The following is a 17171-nucleotide window of genomic DNA, read 5'->3' as shown; positions in this document are numbered from 1 at the left end:
TCCTTTAGTGGGGGTAGTTTTGGTTAATTGAAAGGTGCATCCGTCAGTTTGGCGGCGATTAATCAGCGGTGAGGGGCTCAATCCAAGTTTCACGCGCACCGGCTTCTTGGAGCTTTTCGGCGATAGCTAGGGCCTGGTCGTTGTTCTTGGCCAAGGCAAACATTGCCCCGCCAATTCCCGATCCGGTTAGCTTAGCACCAAGGGCACCGGCCTCTAAGGCGGCGTTAACCAGGGTGTCTAATTTGGGATGGGAAACTTGTAAAGTCTGCAAGTCATGGTGTGCCTGGGTGAAAAGCTTTCCCAAAGTGTCTGGGTCATTGTTAGCGAGGGATTCCTTGACCGTAAAGGCCAGTTCGCCAAGGTGGTTGATTGCCTGCCAGGTTACATCGTAGTTTTTCTTTAATTGATCTTTGACGATGTTGACGGCGCGCACCGTTTGGCCGCGAACGCCGGTATCGGCCAAAACTAAAGTGGCCTCCAAATTGGTCGCAAAGGGCTCTGTCTGATGGTGGTGGAACCACACGGGCTCTGTTGATGAGACTGTGGCGGCATCGATACCGGATGGGGAACCATGGGAGATGTCTTCCGCCAAATCAGTGTAGTGAGCCAGTTGTTCTTGACTAAGATCTTGGTTAGTCCAATCAAAAAAGGCCCGGGTAACGGCGGTAGCGAGGGCCGCCGAGGCACCAAAACCGCGTTCTTGGGGGATGACCGAATTAATTTCAAGTAGAAAACTTTGCTTTGCACCTGTTAAATCAGTTAAGAGGGCGATGATTAGTTGGCGTAGGCCTTCTAAATCAGCGCCAAGGTCTGAAAGATCGTAGGCTTGTTCTGCTAAAATAATCGTTTGACCGGTTGTCAAAGTTTGAATGCTAGCGGTAATTTGTAAGTTTAAAAGGGGGATTGCCACGGCCGGTTGTTGGTAAACAACGGCGTGGTCCCCGATTAGAATGGCTTTGGCATGTGAATGGCCGTAGCCGACTGTCTTTTTTTCCATAGTAAATGACTCCAATAACTGCTAATATTGTACCGCAGAAGCCTAAGTAGTGTAAAATAACTGGGAAAAGAAAGGGATAAAAAAGAGCTGAAAGTAATGAAAAGTTTTCTTTTGTGTCCTAATCTCAATGAAACGTGAAAGGAGTCCTGATGAAAAAATCAGCCGCCTTTGTGATTGTCGATTTGGAAACAACCCAGCCATCCGTTGAAAAAGGTGGCCGGATTATTCAAATCGGGATGACCTTTGTAAAAAATAAAAAAATCGTTGAGCACTTCGATTCCTTTGTGAACCCGGGCCAACCGATTGATAAGCGCATCCAACAGCTGACGCATATCTCACCAAAGGATGTCCGCGATGCTCCTTACTTTGAAGAAATCGCCCCATCTTTGCAGGCGCTGTTAAAAGGGCAGGTTTTTGTCGCTCATAACGTCAATTTTGACTATCCGTATTTGAACGCTGAATTTGTCCGGGTCGGTTTGCCGAAATTGGATTTGGTAGCCATTGATACGGTGCAATTGGCACAAATTTTGTACCCAACGGCGCCGGGTTACCGTCTTTCTGATTTGACCAAGTACTTGAACTTGCCCTTAACACAGGCTCATCGGGCCAATGCGGACGCCGAGGCCACCGCCTACTTGCTCTTGTCCTTGTGGCAAAAGGCGCAGTCGCTGCCGGAAAAGACAAAGAAAACGTTGACCAGCATCGACTGGGGTCTGTTACGGCAGAGCCAAGAATTCTTGGCTATGGCCGTTTCGGAACGACCATCCAATCAAAGTTTTGAAAATCTGGGGATTGGCGCCGGGCAGGATTCCCGCTTAAGCGAGTTGAAGTTAAACCAACAGCAAGCAAGTACTCCTGACGGGGCTACAGACCAAGCCTACCCAGAAAGCGCAGCGGCCAAAAATCAAGCACTGGGCCCAGCTTACCAGGTTGAAGATGACCAGGCGGAAGTGATGAACCAAGTGCAGCGATTCTTGGCCCAGCGCAAACGCACGGTTTATCAGCTCTTAACCCCGGCTAAGGTACCAAAGACCATCTCTTATCTTTTCCCCTTGTTTTACCAGAAACGGTCACAGGCCACTTATCTCTTGGCCCACGATGTTGGTTTGCTCAGGCACCAAGCCGAACAAATTGCCGACTTACAACAGGTCTTGCCAAGGCAGAAGTTGGCAGTGTCTTTGCTTTATTCGCCTCAAGATTATTTGGACCCCGTTAAATTTCAAGACAGCCTACGGCTGGCCAAGAAAGACGGGGGGACCTTTTGGCAGGCACGCATCGTGGTTTGGCTCAGTGAAAGTCATGAAAAGGCCTTGGTCGAGTTGCCCCGAGGCATTCAAAACCAGCCAGCCCTGAGTTTAGTCCGGTCGGACCAAACTGGGAAGTACTTCCAAGAAGCATGGCAGCGGGCGATTGCGGCCGATGTCGTCTTGATGCCCTTTGCGGCCTTCTTTGCCAACGGTGAAGAACTACAGGCAAAAAGTGGTAAAAAGGACCGACCGGTGGCCATCTTGGAAAAGCCGATTGGCCTACTAACGGCGATTCAAGAGGGCTTTGGCCTCACCTTGCCACTCAGTTTTTATCAAGACCAAGTGGCCCGCTTAGCCGATCAAGCCAGTGCCTTGCCCAAAAAGGTGCAGGGACAGTGGAAAGTCGCTTTGCATAATTGGGAAGAAGCCAGCAATAAGATTGACCGCCATCAGCTGAATGTTGGCCTACTCAAGGCCGCTAAGGCAGTCTTAAATCGCTTACTAGACATTGTTGCCTTGGCCGATCAGGCGGACTTTAACCATAAGATGGTACAGCCGGAACTGCAGGCCCAACTTGATAAGGTGGCGTGGTTGTCAGCGCACCAGGAATACCTGGCCAATTTGAATTGGGAAATTCAAAAGGAACCAGCCGTTCAAAGCTTGGTCTTCTCGGTCAAAACGGACCTACTTTATCAAAAGTACTTCTTGAAACAGGTTGATAAGGTCTTGGTGGTTTCTTCTTATTTGCCAGATGAACTGTCACACTTTTTGGCCCAGACGCCAAATGCGCTCCTACCCGAAAAGAATGCCATTGAAGACAGTGCCGACCAACGCCTGCCAACCGTGGTCACGACCAGTCGAACGGAAGAACGGCAGATCGAATTACTGGTGGAAGCGGGGATGAAACGGATGGTCGTAATCGTTGAGGACCTGGCGGCTTTACGCCACTGGTACTATAAGTTGTCGGACAAATACGGCGATGACTATGTCATTTATGCGCAAGACAGTTCGGCACCACTAGCGAAAGCGGCCCGACAAAGTGCCTTGGAAGACCAATCAATTCTGATTGTCTTGCCAGATTACTTGTCGGCAATCTGGCAACAAAACTTGCAAGCACCGCCGATTGCGTTGATTTCGCAAGCGCATCGGTTTATTGATGTGAAAAGCCTGGCACCGTTATTGGTGGCTTTGCAAAAGCAAAGCGGTTCCGTTTTACTTGGCTCTTTTAACCAAGGACAAGTTAAAGCGTTAGCCAACCAGTTGGAAGTCGTTAATAACCGGCGCAAGCGTATAAAAGCGAACTTTTACCAAAAATATATTGAATAATTAAGAAAAAAGACAGCCATTTTGGCTGCCTTTTTCTGTTAGGGCTGGAAAATATTTGTCAATTTTGTTGACATGAGAAAGTTTCTCATGTATATTAATGACAACTTAATAAGTAATAGAGGTCGCAACCAACAAGAGTAACTAACCGCGTGTTAGTGAAAGGGGCGGTTGCCGAAGTTTGATGGGGTCAAAGCCATCTTGCTGGGCCAATAGTTAAGAGCTATTGGACTGTCGCTGCAAGCGCAGCGGGGAGCTATTCAACTGTTTTTTTGTGACTATTTTTAGACAATAATCCAAGTAACAGGGCGAAGAACCCCCGTTGCTTGGATTTTTTTTATTGCCTAAGGAGGCCATTATGGTAGTCGCTACTCACCGTCCCAGTCGCATTTTGATTTCAAAGGCGGCCGTTGCCAAAAACTTAAAAGTGATGCGTGAGTCAAGTCAGGCGAAGTTCATCTTTTTAACGGTTAAAGCTAATGCTTATGGTTTTGGTTTGTTGGAAATGAGCCAAGCAGCCGTTGAGGGTGGGGCCGATGGGTTAGCCGTTGCCGTCTTGGATGAAGCAATTGCCTTGCGGAAGGCAGGCTTTTGCCAGCCAATCCTGGTTTTGGGCTTGACACCGGTCGACCAGGCCCAGCTACTGGCCGATTATGAAATTATCGCCACGGTTGCTGACCGCGACTGGTTAGCCACTGCCAATGAGCTGTTGCGAATTGGTGGGCCAAAGTTACAAGTTAATTTGGCGGTTGATACCGGCATGGGTCGGATCGGTTTTCGGAGTCGTGATGAGCTGAGCCAAGCAATTACCGACCTCGAAGAAGACCTCCAACAATTGACCTATCAAAGTATCATGACTCACTTTGCCACGGCCGATGATGTCGATACGACTTACTTTACCCAGCAAGTCGCTACCTGGCATGAACTAACCGATGGCCTGACAATGCCACCGTTGGTTCACTTAGCCAACTCGGCGGCAGCCCTTTACCGGGTTGATGCCATCCCCACCGATGTGATTCGGGCCGGAACGTCCGTTTACGGGGTTGAACCTTCGGCCGGTGAAATTCGAGCCGATGACTATTTGGCACCGGTTTTGACCCTGCAATCGGCGGTCGCAATGATTAAGCAACTACCAAAGGGCGCCAGCGTTTCTTATGGGGCGACTTATCAAACCACCAAGGACCAGTGGGTGGCCACTCTACCAATTGGTTACGGCGATGGCCTTCCCCGTGAAGCCCAAGGCTTTGAAGTTTTGGTTAACGGTAAGAAAGCCCCAATCATTGGCCAATTGGCGATGGATCAGTTAATGATTGCCGTTGATGAGCCAGTGCCAGTTGGGACGCCGGTGACCTTCATTGGGACAGACGGCGACCAGGAAATCACCATTTGGGACTTTTCTCGCTATTGCCAAATCGACCCCTGGGAGTTAACAATTCGTTTCCAAGCGCGGTTAAACCGTGAACTGGTTGATTAAATCTGGGCAGACCAGACGATGAATATTTTTAAACAGCAGAAATTATTTTGACAAACAAAAGGAGCTTTATTATGCCAGATCATTTGCAGGTGAATGACAACGATGAGTTGCTAATTGGTGGTATCTTAGCCACCGACCTGGCCGAAAAATACAACACGCCGCTTTATGTCTATGATGTTGCGGTGATGCGCCAGCAAATGCGGGCCTTCAAGCAAGCCTTTGCGAACACCAATCAGGATGGTGCGGTTGCCTATGCTTCCAAAGCCTTTGCCTGCCAGGCGATGTACCAAGTAGTGGCAGAAGAGGGCTTGCACTTGGACTTGGTTTCCACCGGTGAAATTTATACGGCTGTCACCGCCGGCTTCCCAATGGACCGAGTTTCCTACAATGGCAATAACAAGAGCCAAGCTGATTTGGCCTTTGCCCTCGACCAGGGGGTTGGCACGATTATTGTTGATAATTTTGTTGAGTTGGCCCTGTTGCAAGACCTATTAGCAGAACGGCAACAAACCCAGCAAATTATTTTCCGGGTGGTTCCTGGTGTTTCAGCCCATACCCATGACTACATCCAAACGGGTCAGGTTGACTCAAAGTTTGGTTTTGATTTGGAATCGGGCCAAGCTAAAGAAGCCTATGAAATTGCGCAGGCTGATCCATACTTGGATTTGCTTGGCTTATCAGCACACATCGGTTCACAAATCTTTGAAGAAGATGGCTTTGAATTAGCCGGTCAACGTTTGGTTGAACTCTGCCAGTCATGGCACTTCCAGCCAGCAGTCTTGGACTTGGGCGGCGGCTTTGGAATCGCCTATACGGATGAGCACCAGCCCCGCCGACCAGAAGACTTGGTGCAAGCGCTGATTGAAAGTGTGCAGCGCCAATGTGCTGAACGTGGTCTGGCTTGCCCAGCCATCTGGATTGAGCCCGGTCGCTCAATTTCTGGACCGGCAGGTTACAGCCTATACACCGTTGGCTCACGCAAGGATATTCCTGGCGTACGGAATTACCTAGCCGTTGATGGGGGCATGGGGGATAATATTCGCCCAGCTCTATACCAGGCCAAGTATCAGGCAGTCTTGGCCAACCAGGTGCACGGCCAGGTAGCAGAAACGGTCCGCTTGGTTGGTAAGTACTGTGAGTCAGGGGATGTCTTGATTGATGAGCAGGCCCTGCCACAGACAAAACCCGGTGACATCATTGCGGTTTTGAATACCGGCGCCTATGGCTACTCAATGGCCTCACGCTATAACCGTAATCCGGTACCAACCGTTGTCTTTGCCGAAAATGGTTGTTCTCAGGTAGTGGTTGAGGGTGAGACCTTGGCTGACCTAACGAGCCATGACCGGGCCTACCAACTGGTCGCTAATTGATTTGTGATTCACGGCCGTGCTGGCATAGTCCGGCGGGTAAAGAAGCAAATCAATTCAGTACAGCAAAATTAATAGAACGTAAGTAATCAATCGAACGAAAAGGAAAAAACATGACTGAAATGGACACTGAGGCAATTATCAACTACCTAGCTACTTCCAAAAAGAAAACACCAGCAAAGGTGACGATTGCCGGCACTAATTTGGCGGCGATTACTTGGCCAGCCGATGCCCAGGCCTTTATTGAAAACAAGACGGGAATCGTCTTTGGTGATATGACGGATTTGCAGCCGGTCTTGGATGCACATGAAGGTGAAATTAGTGACTACCATGTCGAACTAATTGCTCGAAATTCTGGTGTACCGCTCTTAGACACGCAAAGCTTGCAGGCTCGAATTGAGCCGGGGGCCTTGATTCGTGACCGTGTTGAAATTGGTCAACAAGCCGTGGTGATGATGGGAGCTGTTATCAATATTGGCGCTAAGATTGGGGCTGGTTCGATGATTGATATGGGCGCCGTTCTCGGTGGCCGAGCTGAAGTTGGGGCAAATTGCCACATCGGGGCCGGCGCTGTGTTAGCCGGTGTGATTGAGCCCGCTTCCGCTGAACCCGTTCGCGTCGGTGATGGGGCCCTGGTTGGTGCCAATGCCGTCGTGATTGAGGGTGTTCAAGTTGGTGAGGGCGCGGTTGTGGCCGCAGGGGCGATTGTCACCCAAGACGTGCCAGCCCATACGGTTGTTGCCGGTGTGCCTGCCCGTGTGATTAAGGAAATTGATGCACAGACGGAACAAAAAACGGCCCTCGTATCGGCTTTACGTGACCTATAAGTAAAAAGTAGCGGTTTGAGAGCACGCTAGCAAAGAGCAATTCAGCGGCTGAGGAGGCACAGAAATGGTTGAACAAACAATTGATTTACAGCAGGTAAGACGTGATTTACACGCCATTCCGGAATTATCATTACATGAAGTCAAAACCAAGGCCTATCTGAAGAAGCTGATTGAATCTTTGGGCTGTTCCTTTTTAGAAACGAGAGAAGTGCCCGCTTTACCAACTGCTTTACTTGTCCGATTAAAGGGAAAAAATCCCAAAAAAACAATTGGTTACCGGGCCGATATTGATGCCTTACCAATTGAAGAAAAAACTGGTTTGCCCTTTGCTTCATCGCACCCAGGCCAGATGCACGCCTGTGGCCATGATATTCATATGACGGTCGCACTGGGAATTTTAGCCTACTTTGCCAGTCATCAACCAAACGATAACCTGGTCTTTGTCTTTCAACCGGCCGAAGAAGAACATGCCGGTGGCAAACAGCTCTACGAGTCGGGCGCTTTGTCTGGGGACTTTTTGCCAGATGAAATTTACGCCTTACACGACCAGCCGGCCCTGCCAAGTGGCCAGGTCGCAACCCTGCAAGGAACTCTGTTTGCCGGGACGACTGAGATTCATTTGACTGTGCGTGGTCAAGGTGGCCATGCTGCTTATCCGCACCAAGCCAAGGATGCTGTGGTCGCTGCAGCGGCCTTTGTTAGCCAAGTGCAAAGCGTTGTCTCACGCAGCGTCAACCCCATCCATGGTGGGGTGGTGACGATTGGTTCTTTCCATGCCGGCACGATTGGCAATGTTATTGCCGGTGAGGCCCAGCTTGAAGGAACGATTCGGGCCTTTACCCAAGTTGACTTAACGATGATGCAAGAACGCGTCCAGGCCATTTCTGATGGGATTGCTTTAAGTTACGGCGTCACGATGGACTTGGAATTAGAACAGGGTGGCTATTACCCTGTTGAAAATGATCCGGCGATTACCGCTGATTTCATCAACTTTATGGCCGAAAACCCGGATATCGACTTTGCGGAAGCAGAGCCAGCGATGACGGGGGAAGACTTTGGTTATTTGTTGCAAAAAATTCCAGGAACGATGTTTTGGCTTGGGGTTGGTGATCCTGACCACAGCCTCCATGATGCCCGGCTTAACCCAGACGAGGGTGCCTTAGACGCCGGCGTTAAAGCAATGATTGCCTACCTTGAGTGGCGGATGGCTGAGAACCAGCAAAACCAATCGGTTGCGATGTGAAAATTGAGAATAAAGGGGAAAGATGATGACAACACCAGCAAGTTTAATTACCGCCTTAATAACACCATTTACCAGTGATGATCAGATTGACTATCCGGCCTTGGACCGTTTAACCGATAAGCTATTAGCTGAGGGGACAGAAGGCTTTGTTATCGGTGGGACCACCGGTGAGTCACCAACCTTAACAGAAGAGGAACGGATGGCTTTGTACCGCCATTTTGCTGCCTATGTGGCTGGCCGTTGCCCAATGATTGCTAACGTTGGGACGAATAATACGGCTGAATCAGTGGCTTTGGCCAAGACGGTGAGCCAGATTGAAGGTGTTACTGGTTTGCTGGCCGTTACGCCTTATTACAATAAGCCGGACCAGGCGGGGATGATTGCCCACTTTACGGCGATTGCCAATGCCAGTCAGGTTCCCTTGATGCTTTACAACATTCCGGGTCGGTCAACGGTTTTCTTGACCAATGATTCTGTTCTGTTCTTGGCCAACCACCCCAATATTAATGCGGTCAAGCAGGTCACTTCGATTGATGATTTGGCTGAGCTAGTCGACCAAGCACCGGCTGACTTTGCCATTTATACCGGTGAGGATAGCCAGACATTAGCAGCCAAGGCGATTGGCTGTGCTGGAACGATTTCGGTTGCCTCACACCTTTATAGTCGCGAAATGCGGGGGCTTTACCAAGCCCTAGATGAGGGCAATATCGAATTGGCAGGACGTTATCAGCGCTATTTGACACCAAGGATGAACGTGTTGTTCTCTCATCCTTCACCAAGTCCAGTAAAGGCAATTTTGGCTGACCAGGGCCTGATTGAAAACCAGGTTCGTTTACCATTGTTGCCATTGAATTCGGCACAAATGTTGGAAATTAAGGCAGTTTTAGGACATCAAGGAGTTGTGGCATGAAAACCATCTTTTTAGCAGGCGCCCACGGGAAAATGGGGCTGGCCATTCAAGACATGATCGAGAAGCAAGCTGACTTTTCGCTGGTGGGGATGTTAACCACGCACCGGTCTCTTGCAGCAATAGAAGACGGCCACGGCTTAGCTGGACTGGCAGCTATCTTCACCACTTTGGAAAGCATTAATACAAAGGCGGATGTCTGGGTCGATGTGACCAAGCCCCACGTGGCCTTTGCCAATGGGAAGTATGCCTTGACCCACGGTTATGACTTGGTAATGGGGACTTCTGGGCTCAAAGAAACAGAAGTTGACCAGTTGCGTCAATTGGCCGAAGAACAGGGCCAGTCGGCGTTAATCGTGCCAAACTTTTCAATCACGGCAGTCCTCTTAATGAAATATGCGGCTGAAGCGGCAGCTTATTTGCCGGCAGCAGAAATCATTGAAGCACATCATGAAGATAAGGTGGATGCTCCTTCAGGAACCGCCGTGGCAACGGCCGCTTTGATTGCTGAAGCGCGTCAGAGTTTGCCAGACATTCCTGCAAGTGATGCCCTGGCGCGTGGCGACCAAAGTCAGGGCGTGCCAATTCATGCCATGCGCTTACCGGGAATTTTGGCTGAAGAAACGGTTATCTTTGGTTCTACTGGTGAAACCTTAACGATTAAGCAATCGACCAACAATCGTTCGGCATTTATGACTGGTGTTAGAGAAGCTATCAAAAATGTTGACAAAATCACCGGACTTGCTGTAGGATTAGACAAAGTTCTCTAATTTTTTTTTAATATTAACGGAGAATTGATTGGAAAATAGTTATGTGAATTCTCATAAAAGATTGGAGTTAGCCAATGGTCGAGGTAAAAGCGAGCCTGAAAGAACAATATAATCATTTATTTGCGGCGGTGCCGCCAGCAGCAATTCGAGAGATTGATGTTAAATTATCATCAGTTCCAGATATCATTAAACTGACGATTGGTGAACCGGATTTGCCGGCACCAACTGCCGTTAAAGAAGCGGTTAAAGCAGCCATTGATCATGATGATTCCCACTATGCACCCTCTCAGGGAACTTTAGCTTTGCGTCAGGCCGTAGCGAAATATCTGCAGGAACGCTATGATGCACCAGCCTATGATCCCGAAAGTGAGATTTCAATTACCGTGGGTGCTTCAGAAGCGATTCATGATGCATTTTCGTCTTTGTTTAATCAGGGTGAAACCATTTTGATTCCAACACCGGCCTTTTCTCTGTACCAAGCCGAAGCCTTACGGCTGGGGCTAAAAGTGGTGGAAGTCAACACCGCTCCAACTTATAAGTTTACGGCGGCGATGTTCAAGCAGGCCTTGCAGGACCATCCTGAAATTAAGGGGATGATTCTGAACTTTCCTGGCAACCCAACTGGGGTGACTTACGAGCCAGCAGAGCTTGAGAAATTGGCTGCTGCCATTGGAGAAAGTGATGTTTTGGTGCTTTCGGATGAAATTTATGCCGAATTAAGCTACGAAAACAAGCACCGGTCGTTAACAAGCTATTTGCCAGCACAAACAATTTTGATTACTGGTTTGTCAAAGTCACATGCGTTGACCGGTTACCGGCTTGGTTTTGTTGCCGGTCCAGCTGCCTTGATGAAGCAAATTGGCCTGGCCCACTCCGGTGTGGTGACCACCGCCCCAAGCCCAATGATGGCGGGCGCTTTGGCGGCCGTTACCACGGCCAAAGATGCACCATTTGCCATGCGTGACATCTATCAAAAGCGGCGTGACTTGGTGATGGATGGCTTGAAAAAGGCCGGCTTTACCGCACCAACTCCAAACGGTGCCTTTTACGTTTTTGCTAAGATTCCAGACTTCTTCACAGCAGACGACCATGCCTTTGTCTATGAACTTGGTGAAAAAGCCCATGTTGGGACCATTCCTGGCTCTGTCTTTGGCGCTGGTGGTGAGGGACATATTCGGATTTCTTATGCTGCTTCAACCGAGGATTTGACAGAAGCCATGTCTCGCATACAAGCTTATAGCCAACGAGCTCAAGATTTGAAACAAAAAAACTTAGCCTAAACCCTGATTAAAGCTGAGAGGCGGTGGATTTCAAACTCGTCTCTTAGCCTTTTTTGCTATAATAAGTAATAACATGATAAATCGGAGAAATTACTTACTATGGAAGTCCACGATAATTTACGCATCAGAATGGCTCGGCCCAAACGGTTCTCTTGGGTCAAGTTTTTCATGCTGTTGATTTTAGTTGTTTTGCTGATTGGTGGGGCACTTTACGCCTATGCAACCTTGGCCCTAAAGCCAATGGCTACTGCTGAAAAGAATGTGCAAACGATTGTTAAACAGCAGACTGATTTAACCAACTTGCATGATCTCACGGTTGATTATCGTGACGGCGCTACGTACGCAGTCTTGGGGCAAACACCTTCAGGACAGCAAAAGGTAGCGATTATCCAGGGCAAAAAGGGCTCGGTTCAGACTTTTAATTATGGTAACGGCATTTCAAAGTCCGACTTACTGGATAAGATTAAAAGTAAATACCAACTAAAAAAGATTTACTCAGCCAATTTGTCAATTTACCAAAAGACCTTGGTCTGGGAAATCAGTTTTGAGGACCAAGATGGCCATTTGAACTACGTGACAATGGACTATCGTACTGGAGCAGTTTATCGCACAATTAACGGAATATAGAGGTAAATCATGTTAGAAGCAAGTGACTTTTCCAAGCGGGCTTTAGCCGTGCATCCTTCGGCGACTTTGGCAGCTTCCAAAAAAGCCAAACAGATGGCAGCAGATGGGATTGATGTGATCAATCTTGGTGTTGGTGAACCCGATTTTGCCACACCTGACGCAATCGCTGCTGGAGCTAAGGCTGCTATCGAAGCGGGAAAGACTTCCTTTTATACCCCTGTTGGTGGCATTTTGCCACTACGACAAGCCATCGTTGACCGGACCAAAGAATTAACGGGACAAGTAATTAGTCCAAATCAAGTCACGGTCACAACTGGTGCTAAGATGGCACTGTATGCCTTGATGCAAAGCATTTTAAACCCGGGCGACCAGGTTGTTATGGCAGAACCCTATTGGGTTTCTTACGCCGAACAAGTTCGCTTGGCCGAGGGGAAATTAGTCACAGTTCGACCAGCAGCTGCTGACATGAAGCTAACGGTGGCCGACCTGGATCAGGTTGACGGGCCCGTTAAATTGGTTGTCTTTAACAACCCAACTAATCCGACCGGTCAAGTTTATTCCAAGGCTGAAGTTCAGTCGATTCTGGACTGGGCCAAAGAGCATGATAGTTTCATTATTGCGGATGAAATTTATGGTCAACTTGTCTACAATGGGGCTGAATTTACTTCAGCAATGTCCTTGCAGCAAGTGGCTGACTCCAAATTAATTATCGTTGACGGGGTTTCCAAATCATACTCAATGACTGGTTGGCGCCTAGGCTGGGTGATTGCTGATGAACAAGTGATTGCGCAAATGAACAAATTGCTGGGTCACATGACCTCCAATCCGGCTGCAGTCAGTCAGTATGCGGCTTTGACTGCTTTGACCGGCAGTCAAGATCCAGTTGAACAGATGCGTCAAAAGTTCGAAGAGCGGTTAAATGCCACTTATGCCAACTTACAAGCCATTCCTGGCCTGTCAGTACCGGTGAAACCCGAAGGCGCATTTTATCTCTTCTTTAAGGTTGATGACGAGGTGCTTCAGCGCCTAGGCCTAGCCAATACGGTTGAATTTGCGACGGCACTATTGGAGGATGCTCACGTTTCAATTCCGGCCGGTGAAGGCTTTGGGATGCCCGGTTATTTACGACTTTCTTATGCTAAAAATCAAGCAGAATTGGATGAAGCCTTAAAGCGAATTCAGTCCTTTGTCACAAAGGCTTGATTTTCTGATAAACTAGAAGAGTAAGATTGAGTAAAATGATAGGAGTAGGGCAGCTTGCCCGAGAAATCTATGAGTGAAACAACTATTCCAACAATACAAATTGTTGATGCCCCTAAGTATGTTGGGCAAACGGTCAAAATTGGTGCCTGGTTACGACAAAAGCGTGGTTCAGGGAAGATGGTTTTCTTGCAATTGCGTGATGGTACCGCCTTTTTCCAAGGAGTTGTTGCCAAAGCTGAGGTTTCTGAAGAGCTCTTTGATTTAGCTAAGGAATTGAAGCAGGAAACATCGTTGTATGTGACTGGTGAAATTCATGCCGACGATCGCTCTTCATTTGGCTTTGAAATTTCCGTGACTGGCTTGGAAGTAATTGGTGAAAGCCATGATTATCCAATCACGCCAAAGGAACACGGAACGGAATTTTTGTTTGATGAACGCCACCTCTACTTGCGTCACATCAAGCCCTTTGCAACCTTAAAGATTCGTAATACTTTGATTGCGGCTACTTATGAATTTTTCAATAAGGAAAACTTCATTAAGTTGGATGCACCACTATTGACTGGTTCGGCTCCTGAAGGAACAACGGACTTGTTTGAAACAGATTACTTTGGCCAATCCGCCTACTTGTCACAGACGGGACAGTTGTACGCTGAAGCAGGGGCCATGGCCTTTTCACGGGTCTTTACCTTTGGACCAGCTTTCCGAGCTGAAAAGTCGAAGACTCGCCGTCACTTGACGGAATTCTGGATGATTGAGCCGGAAATGGCCTTCATGCACCAAGAAGAATCTTTGGAATTGCAAGAACGCTATATTGCCTTTTTGATTGAAAAAGTTTTGGAACGAAACGAACAAGAATTAGACATGTTGGGTCGTGATAAGGACTTGCTTCGTTCATACACGAAATTGCCATTCCCTCGTGTTTCTTACGATGATGCGATTAAGCTGTTGCAAGAAAACGACTTTGACGTTGAATGGGGTATCGATTTTGGTTCACCCGAAGAAACATTCTTGGCTAACCACTTTGAAAAGCCGGTCTTCATCACCAACTTCCCTAAGGCAATTAAGGCCTTTTACATGAAGCGCCACCCAAGTCGTGATGATGTTGTTATTTCAGCTGATTTGTTGGCTCCTGAGGGTTATGGTGAAATCATTGGTGGTTCAGAACGTGATACCGATTATGACTACTTGAAGTCTCGTTTGGAAGAAGAAGGACTAGACCTTGAGGAATATGGTTGGTACTTGGACTTGCGTAAGTACGGTTCTGTGCCACACTCAGGCTTTGGCCTTGGTTTGGAACGGATGGTGACCTTTGTCACGGGTGAAGAACACATTCGTGAAGCCATTCCATTCCCACGGATGACGCACCGTTTGCGTCCATAAGTAAACATGATTAAAAAGCGCCCAAGGGAACTTGGGCGCTTTTGCACGAAGGACAGCGGGGAGAAATCATGGAACAACGATTACAAGACTTTTTGCAAGCTGGGCAAACAAGCATTGAAAATGATTTATTAATACATTATCGTGATCTTGGTCTAGATAATGATGATCTCGTCCTTTTTTTGGAGGTTAACCGCTTGCAGCAACAAGGGGACCAAGCAGATCCAGCCGTGGTGGCCCGGATTATGAAGGTGACGGAAAAGACGGTGATTGAACGGTTGACCTCTTTGGTAGACCGTGGCTTAATGCAGATTACTGGTCAGGGCCGGCAGGGTGAAAGCTATGACTTTTTGCCCCTTTATAACCGGTTGTTAGAAGGTAAGGGGGTCCGACCGGCAACCACGGTTGTTTCGGTCGGGGAAAAGAGTCGCCGAGAAGTGGTTCGAATCCTTCAAGGTGAATTTGGCCGAGACCTATCACCTTTGGAAATGCAGACGGTGTCACAGTGGTTTGATCAAGACCACTTTGACCCCAACATGATGGCCTTAGCCATTCAAGAAGCGGTTGCCAATAATGCTCGTAGCCTTCGCTATATCGAAGCCATCTTAGTGAACTGGCAGCGGGATAACCTGACCTCGCCGCAAGCCGTCCAAATTTCGAAGGAAAAGCGCCGGGGCGTGGTTTACCAGGCTAAGGGAAATGAGGCTAGTCCAAAGGGTCAGCAACCAAGTGTGCCAACTTTCAAGTTGGATGATTTTTAATGGCTCGATTGATTCAGCCGACTTTGGCTTATTGTAAGACAAGCCGTCCCTGGTCATCTTGGTGAAAGCCGAGTAAGGCTTTCGCTGGCTCTTGGCTGACTTGGCAAAAGAGGATGGCATTGGGGCTGACCTGACTGGTTCTGGTTTGCACCTGGTCCAAGGTTAGGGGCCGGTTGCCGGCAACCAGGGCAATTTCGTCTTGCCCTGTTAGAAAAGTCAGTTGGCTCAGTGGTACAATTTGGGTACGGTCAGTGCCAATTTGCCCGTAGAGTAAGGTCTGGCCGGGCATGTATTCGGTTAAGGCGAAAAAATCTCTTAGTTTCATAGTGTTTTTATTATAAAGGAAAAAGATGGAAAAGAAATATCGTTTAATGGCAACAGTTGCTGCGGGACTTGAATCCGTAGTGGGCCAAGAATTGAAAAACCTGGGTTTTGAACCCCAGGTAGAAAACTACCGGGTCTTTTTTGAAGGGACTCAAGCCGATATTTTACGGGCAAACCTCTGGTTACGGACAGCTGATCGAGTGAAAATTGTGATTGGCCAGTTCCATGCCACGACTTTTGATGAACTTTTTGAGGGCATCAAGGCATTGCCAATGGAAGATTACCTGAACTATGATTCAGAATTTCCTGTCGCGGGTCGGTCACAAAAGTCGGCCCTGCATTCGGTACCAGATGTCCAATCAATCACGAAAAAAGCGATTGTTTCGCGCTTGCAAGAGGCCTTTCACGTGAGGACGCGCTTGCCAGAAACTGGTTTTTTTGCTCAATTAGAGGTGATGATTGCCAAGGATGAAGTCATGTTGACCTTGGATACCACTGGGCCATCGCTTTTTAAGCGCGGTTACCGGGTCCAAAAGGGGCCAGCGCCTTTGAAGGAAAACTTTGCGGCGGCTTTGATTTTATTGACCAATTGGAATAAGGACCTACCTTTTGTTGATCCAACTTGTGGTTCTGGGACGATTCCGATTGAAGCGGCCTTGATTGGACGAAATTTGGCTCCTGGATTGACCCGCGACTTTGACATCGAGCAGATGGACTGGTTCGACCATGCCTTGTCGGATGCAATTCGTGACGAAGCAGAGGAAAAGGCCGATTATGACTCAGAGTTAGACATTACCGGCTATGATATTGACCCGCAAATGGTTGCTATCGCCAAGGAAAATGCCCGCCACGCTGGTTTATCCAAGGATGTTCACTTTGAAACTTTGGCCGCCGGAGACTGGCAACCCACTAGTCAGCAGGGGGTCTTGGTGTCAAACCCACCATACGGGCAGCGTTTGGGTGAGGTTGAAGAAGCCGAAGGCTTGTACGCACAAATGGGGGCAATTTATAAACAGTTACCATACTGGTCAAAGTACATTTTGACCTCTGATTTGTCCTTTGAAAAGGCCTTTGGTCAGCAAGCCACTAAGAAGCGGAAGCTCTTTAACGGACAATTGCGGGTTGATTATTTCCAGTACTGGGCTAAACGACTACCAAAAGATTAAATATCACGAATCGGAATATAATTTCAGTAAAAAAGATTGCGCAAGCAATCTTTTTTATTTGTTTATTTTTATTAAAAAAGTTCATTTTTTTAATAAAAAGTAAAAAGAACGAGTTATCTTTTCTAACATGATTGACTGTTGATATACGCTTCGATATATTTTGTTTAAAAAGTAAGAAAGTAAACGCTTTCTTTGTAAAATTGTCTTTTTCATCCACATCATTTATACTAAATTTGCAACATAGGAAATAAAAGTAAAGGAATGTGAATGAAATGAGT

General features: G+C 47.8%; 15 protein-coding genes and 1 riboswitch. Of the genes, 13 read left to right on the top strand and 2 right to left on the bottom strand.

The genetic code is table 11. The features are described from left to right. Positions 1-58 precede the first annotated feature (58 nt). Entirely contained in the window at positions 59-997 is a 939-nt protein-coding gene (gene mvk / locus BLW39_RS02615) for a mevalonate kinase (RefSeq protein ID WP_059377114.1), read from the bottom strand. A gap of 149 nt (positions 998-1146) precedes the next feature. Here mvk and BLW39_RS02610 point away from each other — a divergent pair, with 149 nt between their 5' ends. The 12 genes from BLW39_RS02610 to BLW39_RS02555 all read left to right on the top strand — a co-directional run bounded on the left by BLW39_RS02610 (position 1147) and on the right by BLW39_RS02555 (position 15403). Further along, complete coding sequence (locus BLW39_RS02610) at positions 1147-3570, top strand: exonuclease domain-containing protein (RefSeq protein WP_059377105.1); 2424 nt, start codon at positions 1147-1149, stop codon at positions 3568-3570. 108 nt (positions 3571-3678) lie between these two features. Continuing rightward, positions 3679-3834, top strand: a riboswitch (Lysine riboswitch). Between the two features lie 91 nt (positions 3835-3925). Further along, the gene (gene alr / locus BLW39_RS02605; protein WP_059377102.1) at positions 3926-5041 is read left to right on the top strand and encodes an alanine racemase; all 1116 of its coding nucleotides are present in this window, start codon (positions 3926-3928) and stop codon (positions 5039-5041) included. Between the two features lie 71 nt (positions 5042-5112). Continuing rightward, positions 5113-6411, top strand: coding sequence for a diaminopimelate decarboxylase (gene lysA, locus BLW39_RS02600; protein WP_059377098.1), 1299 nt, complete (start codon positions 5113-5115; stop codon positions 6409-6411). A 110-nt stretch (positions 6412-6521) separates the two neighbouring features. Continuing rightward, a complete protein-coding gene (gene dapD / locus BLW39_RS02595) occupies positions 6522-7235 on the top strand; it encodes a 2,3,4,5-tetrahydropyridine-2,6-dicarboxylate N-acetyltransferase (RefSeq protein WP_059377094.1) in 714 nt (237 codons plus the stop codon). Positions 7236-7299: 64 nt separating this feature from the next. Then, entirely contained in the window at positions 7300-8478 is a 1179-nt protein-coding gene (locus BLW39_RS02590) for an N-acetyldiaminopimelate deacetylase (RefSeq protein ID WP_059377092.1), read from the top strand. 25 nt (positions 8479-8503) lie between these two features. Continuing rightward, positions 8504-9388: a 4-hydroxy-tetrahydrodipicolinate synthase gene (gene dapA / locus BLW39_RS02585; protein ID WP_059377084.1), complete on the top strand. Its 885-nt coding sequence runs from the start codon at positions 8504-8506 to the stop codon at positions 9386-9388. Next, the gene (dapB, locus tag BLW39_RS02580) at positions 9385-10155 is read left to right on the top strand and encodes a 4-hydroxy-tetrahydrodipicolinate reductase (protein WP_059377081.1); all 771 of its coding nucleotides are present in this window, start codon (positions 9385-9387) and stop codon (positions 10153-10155) included. Before dapA ends, dapB begins: the two co-directional genes overlap by 4 nt. A 74-nt stretch (positions 10156-10229) precedes the next feature. Beyond that, positions 10230-11435 carry a pyridoxal phosphate-dependent aminotransferase gene (locus tag BLW39_RS02575; protein WP_059377072.1) on the top strand — a complete coding sequence of 402 codons (1206 nt, stop codon included), beginning with the start codon at positions 10230-10232 and terminating at the stop codon, positions 11433-11435. Between the two features lie 168 nt (positions 11436-11603). Then, positions 11604-12062 carry a hypothetical protein gene (locus BLW39_RS02570; protein WP_143404251.1) on the top strand — a complete coding sequence of 153 codons (459 nt, stop codon included), beginning with the start codon at positions 11604-11606 and terminating at the stop codon, positions 12060-12062. Positions 12063-12071: 9 nt separating this feature from the next. After that, the gene (locus tag BLW39_RS02565; protein ID WP_059377058.1) at positions 12072-13265 is read left to right on the top strand and encodes a pyridoxal phosphate-dependent aminotransferase; all 1194 of its coding nucleotides are present in this window, start codon (positions 12072-12074) and stop codon (positions 13263-13265) included. Between the two features lie 69 nt (positions 13266-13334). Next, entirely contained in the window at positions 13335-14645 is a 1311-nt protein-coding gene (gene asnS, locus BLW39_RS02560) for an asparagine--tRNA ligase (RefSeq protein WP_059377053.1), read from the top strand. Between the two features lie 68 nt (positions 14646-14713). Next, positions 14714-15403: a DnaD domain-containing protein gene (locus BLW39_RS02555; RefSeq protein ID WP_059377051.1), complete on the top strand. Its 690-nt coding sequence runs from the start codon at positions 14714-14716 to the stop codon at positions 15401-15403. A 28-nt stretch (positions 15404-15431) separates the two neighbouring features. Here BLW39_RS02555 and BLW39_RS02550 read toward each other — a convergent pair whose 3' ends face one another. Then, positions 15432-15728 carry a hypothetical protein gene (locus BLW39_RS02550; RefSeq protein ID WP_143404250.1) on the bottom strand — a complete coding sequence of 99 codons (297 nt, stop codon included), beginning with the start codon at positions 15726-15728 and terminating at the stop codon, positions 15432-15434. Between the two features lie 25 nt (positions 15729-15753). Here BLW39_RS02550 and BLW39_RS02545 point away from each other — a divergent pair, with 25 nt between their 5' ends. Then, positions 15754-16893 carry a THUMP domain-containing class I SAM-dependent RNA methyltransferase gene (locus tag BLW39_RS02545; RefSeq protein ID WP_059377047.1) on the top strand — a complete coding sequence of 380 codons (1140 nt, stop codon included), beginning with the start codon at positions 15754-15756 and terminating at the stop codon, positions 16891-16893. Positions 16894-17171: the final 278 nt, after the last annotated feature.

The organism is Fructobacillus pseudoficulneus (genome assembly GCF_900108455.1).
In the GTDB taxonomy this organism is placed as follows: Bacteria; Bacillota; Bacilli; order Lactobacillales; family Lactobacillaceae; genus Fructobacillus; species Fructobacillus pseudoficulneus.
Note: the sequence above shows the minus strand (reverse complement) of the source record. Positions and strands in the feature narration are given on the sequence as shown.

Bases quoted from the DNA above. Each gene is read 5' to 3' on its own strand.
- mvk (WP_059377114.1), bottom strand. From the start codon at position 997: ATGGAAAAAAAGACAGTCGGCTACGGCCATTCACATGCCAAAGCCATT.
- BLW39_RS02610 (WP_059377105.1), top strand. From the start codon at position 1,147: ATGAAAAAATCAGCCGCCTTTGTGATTGTCGATTTGGAAACAACCCAG.
- alr (WP_059377102.1), top strand. From the start codon at position 3,926: ATGGTAGTCGCTACTCACCGTCCCAGTCGCATTTTGATTTCAAAGGCG.
- lysA (WP_059377098.1), top strand. From the start codon at position 5,113: ATGCCAGATCATTTGCAGGTGAATGACAACGATGAGTTGCTAATTGGT.
- dapD (WP_059377094.1), top strand. From the start codon at position 6,522: ATGACTGAAATGGACACTGAGGCAATTATCAACTACCTAGCTACTTCC.
- BLW39_RS02590 (WP_059377092.1), top strand. From the start codon at position 7,300: ATGGTTGAACAAACAATTGATTTACAGCAGGTAAGACGTGATTTACAC.
- dapA (WP_059377084.1), top strand. From the start codon at position 8,504: ATGACAACACCAGCAAGTTTAATTACCGCCTTAATAACACCATTTACC.
- dapB (WP_059377081.1), top strand. From the start codon at position 9,385: ATGAAAACCATCTTTTTAGCAGGCGCCCACGGGAAAATGGGGCTGGCC.
- BLW39_RS02575 (WP_059377072.1), top strand. From the start codon at position 10,230: ATGGTCGAGGTAAAAGCGAGCCTGAAAGAACAATATAATCATTTATTT.
- BLW39_RS02570 (WP_143404251.1), top strand. From the start codon at position 11,604: ATGCTGTTGATTTTAGTTGTTTTGCTGATTGGTGGGGCACTTTACGCC.
- BLW39_RS02565 (WP_059377058.1), top strand. From the start codon at position 12,072: ATGTTAGAAGCAAGTGACTTTTCCAAGCGGGCTTTAGCCGTGCATCCT.
- asnS (WP_059377053.1), top strand. From the start codon at position 13,335: ATGAGTGAAACAACTATTCCAACAATACAAATTGTTGATGCCCCTAAG.
- BLW39_RS02555 (WP_059377051.1), top strand. From the start codon at position 14,714: ATGGAACAACGATTACAAGACTTTTTGCAAGCTGGGCAAACAAGCATT.
- BLW39_RS02550 (WP_143404250.1), bottom strand. From the start codon at position 15,728: ATGAAACTAAGAGATTTTTTCGCCTTAACCGAATACATGCCCGGCCAG.
- BLW39_RS02545 (WP_059377047.1), top strand. From the start codon at position 15,754: ATGGAAAAGAAATATCGTTTAATGGCAACAGTTGCTGCGGGACTTGAA.